Source organism: Acetobacterium tundrae, from assembly GCF_008086615.1.
Lineage (GTDB): Bacteria > Bacillota > Clostridia > Eubacteriales > Eubacteriaceae > Acetobacterium > Acetobacterium tundrae.
The window spans coordinates 72319-92226 of sequence record NZ_RXYB01000015.1 but is presented as its reverse complement, the minus strand read 5'-3'; the positions used below and the strand labels follow the sequence as shown (position 1 = coordinate 92226).

General features: G+C 40.0%; 18 protein-coding genes and 1 tRNA gene. 16 read left to right on the top strand and 3 right to left on the bottom strand.

Translation table 11 applies throughout. The features are described from left to right. Nucleotides 1–189 precede the first annotated feature (189 nt). The 3 genes from selB (at nt 190) to FZC40_RS12215 (ending at nt 2924) form a co-directional block, all read left to right on the top strand. A complete protein-coding gene (gene selB / locus FZC40_RS12225) occupies nt 190–2079 on the top strand; it encodes a selenocysteine-specific translation elongation factor (RefSeq protein WP_148604722.1) in 1890 nt (629 codons plus the stop codon). 53 nt (nt 2080–2132) lie between these two features. Beyond that, the gene (locus FZC40_RS12220; protein WP_148604720.1) at nt 2133–2693 is read left to right on the top strand and encodes a hypothetical protein; all 561 of its coding nucleotides are present in this window, start codon (nt 2133–2135) and stop codon (nt 2691–2693) included. A gap of 134 nt (nt 2694–2827) precedes the next feature. Continuing rightward, nucleotides 2828–2924 (top strand) — tRNA-Sec (locus FZC40_RS12215). Nucleotides 2925–2965: 41 nt separating this feature from the next. Here the strand turns inward: FZC40_RS12215 and mobA are convergent. Then, nucleotides 2966–3538, bottom strand: a complete 573-nt coding sequence (gene mobA / locus FZC40_RS12210; RefSeq protein WP_148604718.1) for a molybdenum cofactor guanylyltransferase — start codon at nt 3536–3538, stop codon at nt 2966–2968. 239 nt (nt 3539–3777) lie between these two features. On the opposite strand from mobA, the gene fdhF (FZC40_RS12205) reads away from it, so the two are divergent. From fdhF (FZC40_RS12205) to FZC40_RS12170, 8 genes are all read left to right on the top strand, one after another. Further along, a complete protein-coding gene (gene fdhF / locus FZC40_RS12205; RefSeq protein ID WP_148604716.1) occupies nt 3778–5952 on the top strand; it encodes a formate dehydrogenase subunit alpha in 2175 nt (724 codons plus the stop codon). Beyond that, a complete protein-coding gene (locus FZC40_RS12200; RefSeq protein WP_148604713.1) occupies nt 5949–6485 on the top strand; it encodes a 4Fe-4S dicluster domain-containing protein in 537 nt (178 codons plus the stop codon). Before fdhF (FZC40_RS12205) ends, FZC40_RS12200 begins: the two co-directional genes overlap by 4 nt. 326 nt (nt 6486–6811) lie before the next feature. Further along, a complete protein-coding gene (fdhF, locus tag FZC40_RS12195; protein ID WP_148604711.1) occupies nt 6812–8980 on the top strand; it encodes a formate dehydrogenase subunit alpha in 2169 nt (722 codons plus the stop codon). A gap of 3 nt (nt 8981–8983) precedes the next feature. Then, nucleotides 8984–9517 (top strand): 4Fe-4S dicluster domain-containing protein, encoded by a 534-nt coding sequence (locus FZC40_RS12190; protein ID WP_148604709.1) that lies wholly within the window; start codon nt 8984–8986, stop codon nt 9515–9517. Nucleotides 9518–9648: 131 nt separating this feature from the next. After that, complete coding sequence (gene fdhD, locus FZC40_RS12185) at nt 9649–10437, top strand: formate dehydrogenase accessory sulfurtransferase FdhD (protein ID WP_148604707.1); 789 nt, start codon at nt 9649–9651, stop codon at nt 10435–10437. Between the two features lie 22 nt (nt 10438–10459). Further along, entirely contained in the window at nt 10460–11020 is a 561-nt protein-coding gene (locus tag FZC40_RS12180; RefSeq protein ID WP_148604705.1) for a 4Fe-4S dicluster domain-containing protein, read from the top strand. A gap of 17 nt (nt 11021–11037) precedes the next feature. Beyond that, a complete protein-coding gene (locus tag FZC40_RS12175) occupies nt 11038–12414 on the top strand; it encodes a [FeFe] hydrogenase, group A (protein ID WP_148604702.1) in 1377 nt (458 codons plus the stop codon). A 193-nt stretch (nt 12415–12607) separates the two neighbouring features. After that, on the top strand, nt 12608–13780 hold the full coding sequence (locus tag FZC40_RS12170) for an aminotransferase class V-fold PLP-dependent enzyme (RefSeq protein ID WP_148604700.1): 1173 nt from the start codon (nt 12608–12610) through the stop codon (nt 13778–13780). On the opposite strand, the gene FZC40_RS12165 is transcribed toward FZC40_RS12170, so the two are convergent. Next, a complete protein-coding gene (locus tag FZC40_RS12165; RefSeq protein ID WP_148604698.1) occupies nt 13781–14041 on the bottom strand; it encodes a putative Se/S carrier protein in 261 nt (86 codons plus the stop codon). It lies immediately after the preceding gene. Next, nucleotides 14038–14649, bottom strand: coding sequence for a sulfurtransferase-like selenium metabolism protein YedF (gene yedF, locus FZC40_RS12160; protein ID WP_148604696.1), 612 nt, complete (start codon nt 14647–14649; stop codon nt 14038–14040). Before yedF ends, FZC40_RS12165 begins: the two co-directional genes overlap by 4 nt. Nucleotides 14650–14890: 241 nt before the next feature. Here yedF and FZC40_RS12155 point away from each other — a divergent pair, with 241 nt between their 5' ends. The 5 genes from FZC40_RS12155 to FZC40_RS12135 all read left to right on the top strand — a co-directional run bounded on the left by FZC40_RS12155 (nt 14891) and on the right by FZC40_RS12135 (nt 19906). Continuing rightward, nucleotides 14891–15520 (top strand): cobalamin B12-binding domain-containing protein, encoded by a 630-nt coding sequence (locus FZC40_RS12155; RefSeq protein WP_148567497.1) that lies wholly within the window; start codon nt 14891–14893, stop codon nt 15518–15520. Nucleotides 15521–16194: 674 nt separating this feature from the next. Further along, entirely contained in the window at nt 16195–16854 is a 660-nt protein-coding gene (locus FZC40_RS12150; protein WP_148567499.1) for a cobalamin B12-binding domain-containing protein, read from the top strand. A 17-nt stretch (nt 16855–16871) separates the two neighbouring features. Then, a complete protein-coding gene (locus FZC40_RS12145) occupies nt 16872–17576 on the top strand; it encodes a GntR family transcriptional regulator (RefSeq protein ID WP_148604694.1) in 705 nt (234 codons plus the stop codon). Between the two features lie 22 nt (nt 17577–17598). Next, a complete protein-coding gene (locus tag FZC40_RS12140; protein ID WP_148604692.1) occupies nt 17599–18288 on the top strand; it encodes a DUF1638 domain-containing protein in 690 nt (229 codons plus the stop codon). A gap of 145 nt (nt 18289–18433) precedes the next feature. After that, on the top strand, nt 18434–19906 hold the full coding sequence (locus FZC40_RS12135; RefSeq protein ID WP_148604691.1) for a UDP-N-acetylmuramoyl-L-alanyl-D-glutamate--2,6-diaminopimelate ligase: 1473 nt from the start codon (nt 18434–18436) through the stop codon (nt 19904–19906). Nucleotides 19907–19908: the final 2 nt, after the last annotated feature.

Here is a 19908-nt window from a genome sequence, read left to right as displayed (position 1 = left end):
CGTGTCCATCAAAGCCAAAGGGTTTTCTGAAAATGCTCTGGATCGGAAATTAAATAATGCCGAGACACCCATCATTGGAAGGATTCACAAAGATTTTTACTTACTGGATATGCGAACGATCGAAAGCAAAGATTTTGAAACCATTGCAATGGCACTTGAAAATCTGGCTGAGTGATGGGGGAGGCATGAATGAATCTCATTTTAGGTACAGCGGGGCATATCGATCATGGCAAAACAAGTTTGGTCAAGGCCTTAACCGGCATTGATACTGACCGGTTAAAAGAAGAAAAGAAACGTGGTATTACCATTGAATTGGGCTTTGCCTATCTTGATCTTCCGTGCGGCAATCGAATTGGAATTGTAGATGTTCCCGGACATGAAAAATTTATTAACAATATGCTGGCGGGAGCCGGAGGCATTGACCTGGCGATGATGGTGATTGCCGCTGATGAGGGCATCATGCCCCAGACGATTGAGCATTTTGGCATTTTATCCCTTTTGGAAATTCAGCATGGGGTGGTTGTAATAACAAAAACGGACTTGGTAGATGCGGATTGGATCGAAATGGTTAAAGAAGAAATTCGTGAAAAATTTCAGGGCAGTTTTCTTGAAAATGCCCCAATTATTCCGGTCTCGGCTTATACCGGAGCAGGGCTAGAGGAACTGAAGCAGGCGCTTTCACAGATCGTCTCACATGTTAAGGCAAAGAAACTATCGATCCCGTTTCGACTTCCCATTGATCGTGTTTTTTCAGTTGATGGTTTTGGAACGGTCGCAACCGGAACCTTGATTGAGGGACGTGTCAAAGTGGGAGAGAACATCATGCTTTATCCCACGTTAGAAGTGGCCAGAGTACGAAGTTTGCAGGTGCATGGAACGGCGGTGGAAAAAGCCGTTGCCGGACAGCGGGTGGCGGTGAATTTGACGGGTATCAAAAAACAGCAAGTGATGCGGGGAGACACCATTGCTCCCGCAACCAGTATGGAAAACACCATGATGGTTGATGTGAAGCTTAATATTTTAAAGAGCAGCAACCGGTCCGTAAAAAATGCCAGCCGGGTGCATTTCTACCACGGAACAAAAGAGATTCTGGCCAAGGTCATTCTCCTGGCCAAGGATGAACTGGAGGCGGGGGAATCGACTTACGTGCAGTTTCGGTTTGAAGAAGAACTGGCGTTAAAAGTGGGGGATCATTTTGTCATCCGCTTTTATTCGCCCCTGGAAACGATTGGCGGCGGTGTTGTATTAGATGCCAATCCGGTTAAACATCGACGAAACCAGGCGGCTGTCATCAGTGCCATGAAAATCAAAGAAAACGGTACCAGAAAAGATAAAGTGCTGCTGGCAATTTCCGAACAAAGCAAAAATCTGAGGGACATCGACTACATCAGAGATCACATCGGAAATGAGCCGATCACAAAAGAACTGGATGAGTTGGTTGAAGAAAAGAAGATCATCCCGTTAAGCGAGAGGTTGTATCTTTCAAAGGAATACCTGGCATCCTTGAAAAACAAGCTGCTTAAAATTCTTCGGGAATATCATAAAACCTATCCATTAAAGGAAGGTGCGAATCGCGAAGAAGTCAGAGGAAAGCTGATTCCCAGAGCGTCGGTTGCGGCGATTGACAGTATTGTCAATTACTTTATCGATAAAAAAATAGTGAAATGGGAATCCGAGTTCATCAGTCTTCCGGACTTTAAGGTGGTCTATAAAGAAGCGGATACGGAGTTGCTGAACGAGGTTGAGAATTTCTATAAAAATGCCGAATTTGCACCGCCGTCATTGGACGATCTAGCAAAATACTACGGAAAAAACAAACAATACACTGGCGCAATCACGATGTTGAAGAAATCGGGGACAATCATCGCGCTGGATTTAAAATACTGCATCCATAAGGATTATTATCAAAAAGCGTTGGATTTGATGAAGGACTATCTTAAGGAAAATGATGAAATTGCGTTAGGAATCTACCGTGATATTTTGGGCGTTTCAAGAAAATACGCAGTTGCTCTGCTTGAGGAATTTGATAAGAAGCGGATTACGAAAAAAGTTGGTGAGGCAAGAAGGCTTTATAAATAAAAAATGATGGCGAGGTGAGGATAATACAAACTAAAATTTATGACATACCAAATATGATTTTAATTGGTTCAACTGCAAGAAACAGCGGAAAAACGACGTTGGCGGTTTCATTAATAGAAAAGTATAAAAAGCAAATGCCGGTAATTGGGATAAAGGTAACGACGATTGATGAAAATAATCGAAGCTGCATTCATGGCGGAGAAGGCTGTGGGGCGTGTTCTAGTTTAAAGGGTGATTTTGAAATAACCGAAGAGAAAGGTCAGAACCCGAATAAAGACACCGCCATGCTTTTAGCAGGTGGGGCAGAAAAGGTATATTGGTTAAAAACGATCAATACTCATATCGATGAAGGAATTGAAGCATTGATAGCCCAAATACCGAAAGATGCATTAATAATATGTGAATCGAATACGTTAAGAAAATTTGTAAATCCTGCTGTTTTTGTTATGGTCAGAAATACTGCCGACAGCAAAATAAAAAAGACCGCGGCGGAAGTCATCGACCAGGCGGATATCGTTTTTGATAACTATTTTGATGGAAATTTTGAAGCACTTATTAATGAAATAGAAAAACGACTGAGCTCATTCGTAACAGTCAGAATGCCGACAAAGTAAAATAGTAAGTTCCGAAGACAATCGCAAATTATTATCAGGGATTGTCTTCAGGACGTTTTAGGCGCAGATTTACAGTTCGGAAGAACTTGCGAACAAAAAAAATATGTGATATTATAGCAATAATATTTATCTTTGGGGGTAGATGGGCGCTGGTGTGTCCTCTGGTCTTCAAAACCAGTATTAGTAGTGAAGAACTGCTTAGGTGGGTTCGATTCCCACATATTCCCGCCAATTTTGAATAGCAATCGTCCTAAAATGCGAAAAAACGCATTTTAGGGCTTTTTTATTATTCTCTGATAATCTTCCGGGGTATTAATATTATCCATTATTTTAGTTTCGTCATCGTTAGAAAAAAGTTTATAGTCGTACTGATCGATAAGACGGAATACTTTTGCTGAACCGTCTTTGATGATGGCATAAATTTTATCATAGCTATCGGTCGGATATATTCCGATTAAAGGTTCCGCCTTGCCATTTTGAGATAGCAAGGTAAGTTCGCTTTGTTCTTTTGTATGATAGTCGATTAACGAAAAAATTGTTTCTTCAACAAGCTGTGGCACGTCCACACAAACAATAAAACAGTATTTATTCTTAGCAACTTTAAAACAGGAATACATCCCGCCTAAAGGGCCCCGGTCTTTAAATTCATCCGCAACCGGTGTGATACCTTCAATTTCATGGGGATAACCAGATATGATAATGTCGGTAAAACCCATTTTCTGGGCCTTGAAAATCAGGGTCTCAAGAAAAGTTTGACCGTGATATTTAAGATCTGCTTTATTAACTCCCATACGGCGGCTTTTTCCGCCAGCCAGAATGAGAAATGAAAAGTCACTATATTGCATTTAAAGCCTCCTTCTTAACCGGTATCATTTTAATTTTGGATAATGCTTAAAAACTAATTATAGGGAACATTAAGAGAATAAGTCAAGCGTAAAAAATGAAATGAGAACAAAAATGCATAATCGAGAAGGGATTATAACGGTTTGTAATATCGGGGCGTTTCTGATTGACTTTATGCCGGGAAATATGTGACAATCGGAAGAGTGTGAATAATTTAACAAAAACTGAGAAGGAGGATGTTATGGGAAAACAAGTATTAACCACTTGCCCTTATTGCGGATCAGGATGTCAATTATACCTTAATGTTGAAAATGGCAAGATTGTTAGCTCGACCCCGGCAAATGGTAGAACCAACGAAGGAAACCTATGTCTCAAAGGGCATTATGGCTGGGATTATTTAAATGATCCACAGATTCTGACAAAAAGGCTTACCAAACCGCAGATTAGAAAAAATGGGGTATTGGAAGAGGTTGAATGGGATGAAGCCATCAACTATACAGCAAAACGGCTTAATGAGATTAAAGAAAAATATGGCCCGGATTCGATTATGGGAACAGGGTGTGCCCGTGGTTCAGGAAATGAAGCAAATTTCGTCATGCAGAAATTTATGCGTGCTGCGGTTGGAACGAATAATATCGATCACTGTGCGCGTGTTTGTCATGCACCATCAGTTGCCGGGTTACAGTACTCATTAGGTTCGGGTGCCATGTCAATTAGTATTCCAGAAATTGAAGATACTAAATTACTATTTGTAATCGGGTACAATCCGGCAGAGTCACATCCGATTGTGGCCAGAAGAATTGTAAAAGCCAAACAAAAAGGCGCGAAAATTATTGTCGCAGATCCTCGTATTACCGAAACGGCACGAATTTCGGATATGCATCTTCAATTAAAAGGCGGGTCCAACCTGGCGCTGGTACAGGCTATGGGAAACGTCATCATTGCTGAAGGAATGGTTGATCAGAAATTTGTTGATGATCATACTTTAGGGTATGAGGAATATAAAAAAACGGTTGAAAAATACACCCCGGAATATGTCGAATCGATTTGTCATCTGCCAGCCGAAACCATTCGTCAGGCCGCTAGAGAATATGCAAAAGCAGAAAGAGCAGCGATTCTTTGGGGAATGGGTGTTTGTCAATTTGGTCAGGCAGTTGATGTCGTTAAGGGACTTGCCAGTCTGGCATTGTTAACCGGGAATTTTGGCGGGCCAAGCATGGGCGTTGGTCCGGTCCGGGGACAGAACAATGTTCAGGGCGGCTGCGACATGGGCGCTTTGCCGAATTGTTATTCTGGGTATCAGAATGTTACCGATGATGCAGCACGTGAAAAATTCGAAAAAGCGTGGGGCGTAAAATTGCCGAAGGAAAATGGGATTCCCCTGACACAGGTTCCCCATCATGTACTTGATGTAAAAGATGAGAAGAAAAAATTGCACGCATATTACATCTTTGGTGAAGATCCCGGACAATCGGATCCGGATCTCAACGAAATGAGAGAAGCGTTGGACAAACTTGATTTTGTCGTTATGCAGGATATTTATATGAATAAAACCGGCCTCAAGGCAGATGTCATTTTGCCGGCAACAGCCTGGGGTGAGCATGATGGCGTTTACAGCTCTGCTGACCGTGGATTCCAGAGAATCAGAAAAGCGGTTGAGCCAAAAGGCGATTTAAAGACCGACTGGGAAATTATTTGCTTAGTATCAACAGCCATGGGTTATCCGATGAGCTACAAAAACACCAAAGAAATCTGGGACGAAATGAGAAGTTTGACCCCCAGTTTCTTTGGTGCAACTTACGAAAAGATCGAAGAACTGGGCTGCGTTCAGTGGCCGTGTCGTGATGAATCGATGGAAGATAAAGGAACACCATATCTTCATAAAGGGGGGATATTTGCTCATCCAAATGGCAAAGCTAATTTTTTTGCTACTGAATGGCGTGCGCCAGGTGAAATTGAAGATGTTGAATATCCTTATACATTATCAACGGTTCGCGAAGTCGGTCATTATTCTGTTCGAACGATGACCGGAAACTGCCGTACCCTGACCAATTTGGAAGATGAACCTGGCTGGATACAAATGAGCCCGGAGGACTGTGAAAAGCTTAATCTTAAACAAGGTGAATTGATTCGAGTCAACTCCAGACGTGGAAGTGTTATGACTCGGGTTATGCCGACAGAACGGGTCAAAACAGGAGCGACTTATATGACCTATCAATGGTGGATCGGGGCATGCAATGAATTGACGGTGCCATATTTAGATCCGGTGAGCAACACACCTGAATCCAAGTACTGCGCCATCAATCTTGAGAAGATAGACGACCAGGCCTGGGCTGAAAAACAGGTCAAAGATTCCTATGAAAGTATCCGAAAAAATATGGGTATCGATGCGGCAGAAAAGGGGTGTCGAATATGAATTATTTTGTAAAAGGTAATCCAGACTTATGCATCGGTTGCAGAACCTGTATGATCGGATGCGTAGTTGCACATGAAGGGGTGAAAATCTTTCAGATGAAGCCCGGTGAATATGTATTTAATCCAAAACTGGATATCATAAAAACGGCGACCATTACCATGCCGGTGCAATGCAAACATTGTGAAAATCCAGCCTGTATGAACGTCTGTGCAGTAGGTGCCATTCAAATGATTGACAATGCTGTGATGGTATTACAGGATAAGTGTATTGGCTGCAAAACCTGTATGATTGCCTGCCCATATGGTGCTATTAATATGGTCGTATCCAGTGATGGAAAAAAACAACTGGATGGCAGTGAACGGGTAGTGGCTAACAAATGTGATCTTTGTACCGGAATCGACGGAGGACCTGCTTGTATTCGCGTATGTCCAACAGCGGCATTAAAACTTGTTACGGAGGAAGATGTGGAAACATCTGTTTCAAATAAACGAACAGCAGCGGCAATTTCGCTTGCACAGGTAAAAGAATATTAATATTTTTAAGAATTGAATGATGACTGTATCAGAATATGACCATTGTTGTTGAAATGATGGATCATATTTTGCTGCAGTCAATTTTTAATAATATAATAATTTACGAAAAAATAGCAGAATGGTTAGCCTGATCTTTAGATATTATTTTTTTTAGATGGAAAGAGTAAAATTAGGCCCAAAAATAGACGGATTATGGAAAATTGATTTGAAATATTTTCGGATTTTGAGAGGGCTCGAAGAACAGATAAATATTTGCTATTACTTGATATTTATTTGCTGATATGACATAATAAGGCAAACGATATCACTGATAAGGAGGATGTATTATGGGAAAACAAATATTAACAACTTGTGCCTATTGCGGAGCGGGTTGTCAATTATATCTTAACGTCGAAGATGGTAAGATAGTAAGTTCTACCCCTGCAAATGGGAGAACAAATGAAGGAAACCTGTGTCTTAAGGGACATTATGGCTGGGATTTTTTAAATGATCCACAGATTCTGACCAAAAGGCTCACCAAACCACAGATCAGAAAGAATGGGGTATTGGAAGAAGTCGAATGGGATGAAGCCATCAGTTACACCGCAGAACGGCTGTCAGAGATTAAAGCAAAATATGGTCCGGATGCAATTATGGGGACAGGTTCCGCCCGTGGTCCGGGAAACGAAGCAAACTTTGTTATGCAAAAATTTATGCGTGCCGCTATTGGTACGAATAATGTGGATCACTGCGCCCGGGTTTGACATGCTCCATCTGTAGCGGGTCTACAGTACTCATTAGGAAGCGGTGCCATGTCAATGGGCATCCCAGAAATTGAAAACGCAAAATTATTATTTATATTTGGTTATAATGGCGCGGATTCACATCCAATCGTTGCCAGAAGAATTATAAAAGCTAAGCAAAAAGGCGCAAAGCTCATCGTCGTTGATCCTCGTATTACGGAATCAGCCCGAATCGCAGATATGCATCTCCAATTAAAAGGCGGTTCCAACATGGCGTTGGTACAGGCGATTGGGAATGTCATCATTAATGAAGGCTTAGCTGATCAGAAATTTATTGAAAATCATACCAACGGGTATGAAGAATATAAAGAATTTGTTAAAAAATACACACCGGAATATGCGGAACCAATTTGTCATGTGCCGGCTGAACAAATCCGGGAAGCAGCGAGAGCTTACGCAAAAGCAGAAACATCGATGATTCTTTATGGAATGGGTGTCTGTCAGTTTGCCCAGGCCGTTGATGTTGTAAAAGGACTTGCCAGTCTGGCACTCTTAACCGGAAATTTTGGCGGACCCAATATGGGTATCGGTCCGGTTCGTGGACAGAACAACGTTCAGGGAGCCTGTGATATGGGCGCTTTGCCGAACTGTTATTCAGGATATCAGAGTGTTACCGATGATGCCGTGCGAGAGAAGTTCGAAAAAGCCTGGGGAGTCAAACTTTCAAATAAAGTTGGTATTCCACTGACCCATGTTCCACATCGTGTCCTTGAAGAAAAAGATGAGAAAAAGAAAATCCATGCTTATTATATATTTGGTGAGGACCCAGCACAATCCGATCCTGATCTGAATGAAATCAGAGAAACATTGGATAAACTCGATTTTGTTGTCATGCAGGATATTTTTATGAATAAAACAGGACTCCATGCGGACGTTATTTTACCATCTACTGCCTGGGGTGAACATGATGGAATTTATTCCGCCTGTGACCGTGGATTCCAGAGAATCAGAAAAGCAATTGAACCAAAGGGTGACGTTAAAACTGACTGGGAGATCATTTCTTTGATTTCAACAGCCATGGGTTATCCGATGCATTACAACAATACCAAAGAGATTTGGGATGAAATGAGAAGTTTGACCCCAAGTTTCCACGGCGCGACTTATGAAAAGCTTGAAGCGCTAGGCAGCATTCAGTGGCCTTGCCGTGATGAGTCCATGGAAGATAAGGGAACACCATACTTGTTCACCGGTGGAAAATTCTCTCATCCAGATGGAAGAGGCAAGTTCTTTGCAACAGAGTGGAGACCACCCTGTGAAGTTGAAAGTCCGGAATATCCTTATACATTATCAACGGTTCGAGAAGTTGGACATTATTCAGTTCGAACCATGACCGGTAACTGCCGTGCCTTGGCGAACCTGGAAGATGAACCAGGCTGGATTCAAATGAGTCCGGAAGATTGCGGCAAATTGAATGTTAAAGAGGGCGAACTGATTCGCGTATTCTCGCGACGTGGAAGTCTCATGACCAGAGTTTTGCCGACTGAGCGTGTTAAACCAGGCGCCACTTACATGACCTATCAGTGGTGGGTTGGTGCCTGTAATGAATTGACAACGCCGTATCTTGATCCAGTCAGTAATACGCCGGAATCCAAGTACTGCGCCATTAATCTTGAAAAGATCGATGACCAGGCCTGGGCTGAACAGTGTATCAAGGATTCGTATGAAAGTATTCGAAAAAAAATGGGCATCGATACTGCCAAAAAAGAGGTGTAGAACATGAATTATTTTGTAAAAGGTAATCCAGACTTATGCATTGGCTGTAGAACCTGTATGATCGGATGTGTGGTTGCGCATGAAGGAGCAAAAATCTTTCAGATGAAGCCTGGTGAATATGTGTTTAATCCCAAATTAGATATTGTAAAGACAGCGACCATTACCATACCGGTACAATGCAAGCATTGTGAAAATCCGGCCTGTATGAATGCCTGTCCGGTGGGGGCCATTGAAGTCATTGATAATGCGGTGGTTGTTTCTCAGAATAAGTGTATCGGCTGTAAAACCTGTATGATTGCCTGCCCCTACGGCGCGATTGATATGGTCGTATCCAGTGATGGCAGCAAGCAGCTGGACGGCAACAGCCGGATGGTTGCTAATAAATGCGATCTCTGTTCTGGAATCGAAGGGGGACCTGCCTGCGTTCGAGTTTGCCCAACGGCATCGTTAAAACTCGTAACTGAAGAAGCGGTGGAAACTTCTGTTTCAAACAAACGGATGGCAGCGGCAATTTCTCTGACACAAGTGAAAGAATAATAAAATCTTCTCAAAATAAGTGATGATGACTGTATCAGAGCAAGGCGGAGTCTTCTCAACGTTTACTCATGCAAACCTTTGATGCAGTCTGATTTCTGATAGCGAAATATAACGAGGAGAAAAAGGAGGGGATGGCAAATTTGGATACCTTTTTAAAGCTAGCAGTTATAAAAGTCCAGGGTGAACAATCGGATGTTGTTGACGAGACAATTATTACTGAATATCCTTTTAAGCTGAATGTTAATGGCAACGACCTTTGTACGCTTTACTGTACACCCAAAAATCTGGAAGAGTTGGTTGCCGGTTATCTAACGAGTTGCGGCATGTCAGGTACCAGGCAGGATATTCTAAATATCGAAATAGATGAGAAAAATAATACTGCAAAGATACAACTTGCTGACTATGCACCTAGCCCGAAAAAGGAACCATTAGAAAAACCAATCGTCGTGGAAATTCAAACGATCTATGAAATAATGAAAAAGAATATCGCCCCAACGGAACTTTTTACTGAGACGGGCGGATTTCACCAGGTTGCAATTTATGATGGCGAAAAAGAAGTGGTAACCATCATGGATGTGGCTCGGCACAATGCCGTGGATAAGGTGATCGGGTATTGCATCCTCAATGATATCGATACCAGAAATAAGATCCTTGTAGTGAGCGGAAGGATTTCATCAGATATGCTTCAGAAGGCAGAAAAGGGTGGCATTTCAATTGTAGCATCAAAATCGGCGCCAACGAGTTTAAGTATTGAGAAAGCTGATCAAGCAGGCATTACTTTGGTTGGATTTATTCGTGGAGAGCGGATGAATGTATATACGCATCCCAACCGAATTGATTTGGGAGACGAATTATTTAGACTCATAACTAAAAAAAAAAGAATAAATTACTTGAGAAAATATTTTCAATACTTAAGATGATAAAAAGAAAATGGAGGGTAAAATGAATAATAATTTAAGTTCATTTGTTGTCGCATGTAATGATCAGTGTACCGGATGCAGAGCCTGTGAAGTGGCCTGTTTTACCGTACACAATCAAAAAGATAACAAAGTTGCACACACCGTTGGTACCGTTGAGATACCGGTTACACCCAGATTGTTTTTAACCAGACTTGAAGAGTTCTGTTTGCCGGTTCAGTGTAAACAATGCGAAGATGCACCATGCCTCAATTCCTGTTCGGCAAAAGCAATCGCCCGTATAGACGGTGTTGTCTATGTCAATGAAGACCTTTGTATTGGTTGTAAAAACTGCATGATGGCCTGTCCATTTGGTGCTTTGGAAATGCTTCCGATTGCCAAAAAAGGCAAAGCAGTTAAGCAAACCGGAAGTGATGAAGTGAGAAAATCCGCATATAAATGTGATCTTTGCATAAATATTGAAGGCGGACCCGCTTGCATAAAAACTTGTCCACACGATGTTTTAAAACTTGTGAATTTGGAAGAAGATCGTCGAGAAAAAAATATCAAGGCTGCCATTGCATTATCATTAACAGGAAATTTATAGGAAAGGGGGACAAATGAGTGATAATTAATATTGATAAAGATATATGTACCGGTTGTAGAGAATGTGCAGAAGTATGTCCAGTGTCTGCAATCGAGGGTGAACAGGGGAAAGCACAAGAAATTAATTATGATAAATGTGTTATGTGTGGTCAATGCGTACAAAAATGCAAATCTTACGTTTCAATTGTTGAACACGGCGCGGAAGTATACGATCAAAAAAGAGCCGAACGAAATCTTCCGGCTACCCTTAAAGAACCACTTTTTGCAGCCTACAACAATTGTAATTTAGATAAGGTTAAAGCAGCTTTAGCTGACAAAAACGTCATTACAATGGTTGAGTGTGCACCAGCAGTTCGGATGGCGATTGCCGAAGACTTTGGGGCCGAATTGGGAACTGTTGAGGCTAAAAAACTGGCGGCAGCACTGCGCAGAATTGGTTTTGATAAAATTTACGACACTAATTTCACCGCTGATCTCACCATTATGGAAGAAGGAACTGAACTGATAAAACGCGTCACAGAAGGCGGAAAACTGCCAATGTTCACATCCTGTTGTCCAGCATGGGTTTCCTTCCTTGAAAGAAATTATCCTGAAATGAAAGATAATTTATCAACTTGCAAGTCGCCACAGCAAATGGGCGCAATTTTCAAGACCTATGGCGCAAAGATTGATAATTATGATCCAGCTAAAATTTTCACTGTTTCAGTTATGCCATGTACCTGTAAAGAATTTGAGTGTAACCGTGAAGAAATGAACAGCAGCGGATATCAAGATGTAGATGTTGCCATCACGACAAGAGAACTGGCTTATCTGATTAAAGATATGGGTATTGATTTTAATCAACTGCCGGATGAAGATTTTGATCAGCCAATGGGCATGTATACTGGGGCGGGCACCATTTTTGGTGTTACCGGCGGGGTTATGGAAGCGGCAATCAGAACGGGTTATGAATTGATCACCGGAAAACCAATTCCGGCAGTTGATGTGACGGCTGTTCGTGGCAGTGATACCTTCCGTACGGCAACCTTACAGGTTGGCGACATTGAATTAAAAGTTGGAATTGTAACCGGTCTTAAAAATGTCATACCGGTTCTTGAAGATATTAAAGCCGGTAAGCTTGACCTCCATTTTATTGAGGTAATGACATGTCCAGTGGGATGCGTCAGCGGCGGTGGTCAACCGAAGCTTCTTCTTGACAGCGAAAAAGAAGCTGCTTATGAGGCAAGAACAAAAGGAACTTATGCACATGATGCTGAGCTGCCAATTCGTAAATCTCATGAAAATCCAGCGATTGCGAAAATTTATGAAGAGTATTTACTGACTCCAAACGGAAAAGAATCCCATCATATGTTACATACTAAGTATTGTATCGGGGAAAACGAATTTAAGAAATAATTAATTACATCATTGTAAAATATGAGGCTATTGAAAACTCTGATTGGATTGTCGTTTTTGCTGTGATATTTGTCACATTGATAATTCAAAAGAATTAAGTAAAATCACAAATCGATTTTACGAGTTTGCGATAGCCTCTTTTATAATAAAATTAGATTGCTTAGAAAAATGTAAAAAAAAAGAGGGTGTGCCCATGAAAACAGTTGATAAAAGTGTATATTTTGATAATGCCAGCACATCTTTTCCAAAAGCTCCGGGAGTAGGGCCTGCGATGGCGGAATATTTAGATACCAGAGGGTGTAATGTCGGAAGAGGAAATTACAAATGGGGGTATGAAGTAGCAGAAACGGTTTATAAAACCCGAAAGAAGCTGTGTAAACTATTCCAATTTAATCAAGGTTCAGACCCATCTAAAAATGTTATTTTTACTTCGAGTGTGACTGAAGGGCTAAATCTAGTCATTAAAGGCTTGCTTAAACCGGGAGATCATGTTCTGGTTAGCGGCATGGAGCATAATGCTGTGATGCGGCCGCTTTATTTTCTAGAACAGCAGGGGATTGCCATGAGCGTTATGCCTTGTGATATCCAGGGAAAGTTACAGCTGGATAAAATAGAGCCATTGATTCAGAAAAACACAAAAGCTATTATTATGACCCATGGGTCTAATGTATGCGGAACCGTATTGCCCATTGAAAAGGTTGCCGAGATTTGCGGTAAACACCAGTTGAAATTTGTTGTAGACAGTGCTCAAACGGCAGGGATCTTTCCAATCAATATGGCGGAAACATCGATTGATGCCCTTTGTTTTACCGGGCATAAGGGTTTGTTGGGGCCGCAGGGGATTGGCGGAGTGATTATGAAAGATGATTTGGCAGAGCAGATTACTTCTCTTGTCCAGGGGGGGACTGGAAGCCGATCAGAAAGTTTTGAAATGCCGGATTTTTTACCGGACAAATTTGAATCTGGAACACTTAACATCCCCGGAATTTATGGACTTTCAAAGGCTGTGGATTATCTTCAAGAAAAAGGTCTGGGAAGTATTTTAAATAAGGAAATGGAATTAACTCAGAGATTGATATCAGGAATACAAAGCATTGAAAACTTGAATTTAATCGGCATTCCTGATATTAATAATCGCAGTGCCGTGGTATCCATTGTCAGCGTTAAGAAAGATAATGCCCAGGTCGCTTTTGAATTAGACCAGAGCTATGGGATTATGACCAGAGTGGGTCTTCATTGCGCACCTTTGGCCCATAAGACTTTAGGCACCTATCCTCAAGGCACCATACGTCTATCGTTGGGACATTTTAACATGAGTGAAGAAGTGGATTATTGTCTAAATGCTTTGCAAGAAATCACGAAATAATTATTTGAATGGAGATGGGAAGATTTTCCCGTCTTTTTCAGTTATTTCATAAATTTGAAACATTTCAGGAGCTAAACTCCAAGACTCTAAACATGCCATGACAGGTTTCAGCTCTTCAGGTGAAAAACGAATGGAGATGCCACATCCGGCAGAAATCTCCCGGAGGGTAGGCATAATTGAAATGTTTGCGCAGGTTTCCAAATGAGACTGGGTGGTAATCGCTGAGTGGGTGTTTGCAAAAGTAATGACAAAATATGTCATAAAGTGACGACCTTTGAAGCACCGTTTATTTTCTCGGTGATGTCATACATGTTACTGATGGTTCCAACTTGAAGTTGGTCAGTCAGTTGATAGAAATCTAAGCAGGCACCGCAAACAAGAATTTCGCAGCCTTTTTCAGCAAGGACTTTAAGATGTTCAATAACCTGGTCATTCGTCGTCGGCAGTTTAACCCCGGCATTCATAAAAAGAATTGCTTTGGGAAGAGAGGTCCCTTGGGAAAGAGTGTAAAAATACATTTTTATTAAGTTGCCGCCGAGAACCGGGTCACCGGCACCAATGATATCTTTGCCCATGAATAATACCCAGTCATCAGTTGGCGTAGCAATATTTGTTTCAGGGAAAAGATCAGAAAGAGCCGAAGTGTTTCCCTGGAATGAGCTTTCATTACCAATAAAATCGACAGAATAGTCAGAATCGACGCCATTAATTTCAACACCATAACCCTTGTTTTGAGCTAACTTTTTTAAGTTTTCTACAGCAATGGCATTATCCACCAAAATGGTAAAGGACAAAACATGCCTTTCAATTTCTTTATTGGCCATAATAACCGGAATAGGACAATTTTTACCGCGCGCATCAATAGTCATAACAAGCCTCCTAGAATAAGTATTTGTTGTATTTCATTATAACAAGGGCAGTTATTTTAATCAAGAGCGAAGTAAATTGTCATATAATTAGAGTCGGATATTTGGAAAAATATCAAAAAAATGGAAGCGTTTACTTGACAAATATTATGTAAAGGTGTAACATAATATTGTAAACATGTACACACATGTCACACATGTATTTTTATTTCCAAAATATTGTAAAAAAGGAAGGGTTATTTGAATGTTAGATTTAAAAGTATTAACACAAGCGCTTGGAGATTTAGAAGAAGATGAGGTAATAGATTTACTGAATGAATATGTAGCAACAAATCCAACTGAAGAAGATGCTTTAGAAGCAGTCGGCGCGTGTCAGGCTGGTATGGGGATTGTTGGAGATCTTTTTGAAAAAGGTGAATATTTTGTTGGCGATTTAATCTTTGCCGGTGAATTATTAACTGAAGCCATCAATGTGTTGAAACCGGCTTTAGGTAGGGGCGGATCTACCGTTGCAGGTACAATCGTTCTGGGTACTGTGCATGGCGATTTACATGATATTGGAAAAAATATTTTCAAGAGCATGTCAGAAGCAGCTGGATTTGAAGTCATTGATTTAGGAATTGATGTAGCTCCAGAAATTTTCGTTGAAAAAGCTAAAGATTGCAAACCGGCGATTATTGGTATGAGTGGCGTGTTGACGCTAGCGATTGATTCGATGAAAGAAACCGTTGATGCACTTAAAGCAGCAGGTATTGATGCTAAAATTATTATCGGCGGAAATCCTGTAACAAAAGAATCTTGTGAATATGTTGGTGCCGATAAATTTACTACTAATGCGGCTGAAGGCGTTAAGATCTGTCAAGCTTGGGTATAAACCTTCCATTAAATATAAATAATCACTCAACTATGGATCGTGTCATGGGCATTATCCATAAGAGGGGAGAGAATTTTGATTCTCTTCCCTCTTTTAAATTTTTGCGAAGGCATTAAGAGACAAACAGTGCTTGAAATCATATGAAATTGTAATTTAATCTGCAAATTTTTCCTTTAAAAATAAAAAATTTGCAGATATTTGTATATACAGGTCGATATAAGTATGATATAATTTCGACAAACGATTTCATGGTTAATCAATATTTAAAAGGATAAAATCGTGAATGTTTTTTCAACTCAACAAAAAATTGCTGACGTATGGGTAAATAATGGTAAAAAAAGTTTCACAACCGATAGAAAAAATTTTAGCATCAAGCATTGCAGTTAGTGTATTTATCAACTGGATGCTTGTTATTATGCGCTGTCAAAAAGATAATAGTTTAGAGACTTTTGCTCTTTATGGATGAAAAGCAAAAGTCTCTAAATTCGAATGCTAGTTTTAAATTTTATTGTATAAAGGCAGATTATACCATTATTAAAAGAACTAAATTAGGGTATAATAAAGAAAAATTGATAAGGAATTTCAGGTGTAATTGCTTAAGACAGTGCCGCGATATTTATATGAGAATGGCATGAGGTCATTACTTTGCACCGTTTAGGAAGTGGAGCTTAAATATGAAACAGAGCATTGTAAGATCCATTGAAGGATTATATGAAGACCGAACATTGGAGCTTGTGCGAATTGCCATTCGTAAAGGATTCAAACCGATTGATATATTTAATTGGTTGCAAATCGGAATGGAACGGGTGGGGAAATTATATGAAACAAGTGATTATTTTATTGCTGATTTGATTTTCGCTGGGATTATTTTTCAAGAAGTGATGGAATTAGATGAACTAAAAGAAATTACTAAGGTTACCCCCAAAAATAAAATTGGTAAAATATTGCTCTTTTCAGTTTCGGGTGATTGCCATGATATTGGAAAAAATATATTCGGCTCATTTGCCAGAACAGCTGGATTTGATGTAGTGGATATTGGGACTGATGTTTCACTTTATCAAGCAATGGAAGCTGTTGAAACGGTGAAACCTGATATTATTGGACTCAGTGGTATGCAGCAAGAGACCATTTATGAAATGAGAGCGGTTGTTTGTGAGTTAATAAACAAAGGAATCCGAGATGATTATCGTATCATTATTGGAGGAGCTGTCATAGATGAAAAAGCAGGTGAGATTGTTGGCGCAGATTATGCAACCAAAGATGTCACGATGGGTGTTGATAAATGCAAATTATGGATGGTAGAGAAGTCCGCTCAGAAAAATACTAGAAGATAGACCAAGGTGGTGAGAACATGGGATCCCCCGAGTATATAAAAATAGTTGAGGCGATAAAAGGTAGAATAACAAGTGAAGAAATTAAACCGGGTGATGCTATTCAGTCAGAAAATCTTCTTTGCGAGGAATTTAATGTAAGTCGTATGACGGTTAGAAAAGGCTTGGCGGTTCTCGTGAACGAAGGGTATATTTATTCAATTCCGGGAAAAGGCAACTATGTTTGTGAGCCGAACTTAGACTCATACACATTACATTTTGATGAAATGATGGCTACCGATAAGAAAGGTGAAGAAATTCGTCTTATTGAAGTGAATGTAGTCAAACCCAGTTATGAGGTTGGCTTTAATTTAGAAATTCCGGAAAATAAACACGTTATTGTGGTAAAACGTGTTTTTCTGAGTGATGGACATGTTAAGGCGTTTGATGTTAAATATATTCCTTATTACCGCGGTATTCCGATTGTTGAAAAGGAAATTCGTTACGCGACTTTTCCAGAAATGGTAGCAAAAAAAAATTCAATATTTGCGATGACCAAGAAGTTGAAGATTAAAGCAATAGCAGCAAAGGATGAAGTAAGTCAAATTCTAGATGTCATGGATGGTGACGCTATTTTGGTTGTGGAGCAAAAGCTCCTTGATGAAAAAGATCACCCAATTGGATGGGGATCCATGTATTTTGCCGGAGATGATTCTGGACTGGAGGCCATTGCTTCCTTTGATTAGTTATGAATAACAGAGGTATGGGATGAAAAAAAGTATCTTATTAATCGCATGTAGTATGATTAAAGATGAGATGACCCTAGCTATGAAAAATACTGACATAACTTATGATACAATTTGGATGAGCTCGGATCTTCATATTAATCCTGATTATTTGAGAAATGCACTGCAAGAAGAAATAAATAACCATCAAGATTATGAAATGATTTTATTGGCATATGGAAATTGTGGGAAGGGCTTAGTTGGGCTGATCAGCGCCAATACAAAATTGGCATTCCTTCGGTCAGAAGATTGTATTCACATGCTGCTTCATAAAAAAAAGGGACTAAAGGCACTCCGGGGAGAAACCTATTTTATCACTAAAGGCTGGATGGAAGGAAAAAAGTCATTAAAAGAAGAATATCATTATGCCATAAATAAATACGGTCCTAAAAGAGCCGAAATGATTATGGAAATTATGTTTAAAAATTATGGGTCTCTGATGATGATTGACGATGGATCTTATGATTTGGAAAATTGGATTCATTGCGCAAGACATCTAAGCCAGGTTCTTAAATTGGATTTTGTAATTACCAATGGTGATGTTGAACTTTTGGAAATGTTCCTTTCTCTTAAATGGGATCATCAGGTAGTCCTGATCTCGCCAGGGACAGAAATCACAAAGGATGATTTTGGTGTGCAATGTGCGGTTACCGGCACACAAAATGTCTTTTGAGATAATTTAATAATTAGTAAGGAGATGCCGGAATAAGCGTCTCTTTTTTAGTTGCTAAAAAATACCTTTATAGACAGTGAATTCGCAAAGAAGTATAATAATAAGAAAGTACTGTCTTTTAAGGATAAATTAGGAAGGAAACAGGATGAAATTAGAAGAATTAATTCAAGATTTAAAAGTTCTGGAAATAAAGAACAATATATCTGAGAAGAAAATAAGCAAGGTCGTATACAACTCTAAAGAAACAGAAAAAGAAAGCATTTTTGTTGCGATTGTTGGATATATAACAGACGGTCATAAATACATAGGAAACGCAATCGATCAGGGAGCATGCGCGGTCGTTTATCAAAATGATTTGGCCGAGTATGATAAAAACGTTACCTATATAAAAGTTTCGGATTCTCGCTTTGCTCTTGGTCTATTGGCAAATCGTTTTTATCATAAACCATCAGAATCGATGGTAGTAACAGGCGTGACTGGAACAAATGGAAAAACATCGCTAACGTATATGCTTAAACATATTTTCGAAATGCAGGGAGAAAAATGCGGCTTAATTGGAACAATCCAAAATTTGGTTGAAGATGAAGTCATTGACAATCGCGGGCGGACGACACCTGAATCTTTGGAGATTCAAGAAATCATTAAAGAAATGAAAGATGCTGATTGTTCACATTTGTTTATGGAAGTGTCTTCTCACGGCCTGGCATTAGATCGGGTAAACGGGGTGGCGTTTGATTATGGTATTTTTACCAACCTTACCCAAGATCATTTGGATTATCATAAGACTTTCCAGAACTATTTTGACGCAAAAGCCAAACTTTTTTATCATGTCAAGAAAGCGAATATTATTAATGGCGATGATCAATGGGGGCAAATGTTATGTGAAATTCTTGAAGAAAAAACAGATACTCCGATCATTACCTATGGAAAAAATTCAACAAACGATTATGTCGCCAGTGATATGGTTTTTAATATGAATGGGACGACTTTCACCCTTGTTACGCCAGTTGGTGAGGAAGAAATATTTTTAAGTATTCCTGGCGAGGTTATGGTCTACAATGCAATGGCGGCGATGATAAATGCCATTGAAGAAGGTGTGCCGATGGCGATTATAAAAAAAGCAATGGCATCAATGCCAGGTGTTGAAGGCCGAATGGAGCATTTAGATGTTGATGCTCTTTTTGATGTCGTTATTGATTATGCACATTCCCCAGATTCTTTGGAAAAATTGCTGAAATCAATTAGAGAGATATTTAAAGGGCGAATTGTCCTGGTCTTCGGATGCAATGGTGACCGCGATAAGGAAAAGAGACCGATTATGGGACGAATAGCCGGAGAGTTCGCAGATATCGTGGTGATAACTTCAGATAACCCTGCCAGTGAAAATCCGATGGATATTATTAATGCCGTGGCAGCAGGTGTTCGAGAGAAAACTGATCAGTACTACACTGTTGAAACACGTAAAGAAGGCGTCTATTTTGGCGCATCTTTGTGTAAATCTGGTGATGTGTTGGTTCTAGCAGGAAAAGGCCATGAAAAGCAAGAGATTATGAAAGATGAAACATTATATTACAACGAATGGGATACGGTCAGAGAAGCCATAGCCAGGCTTAAATAGGG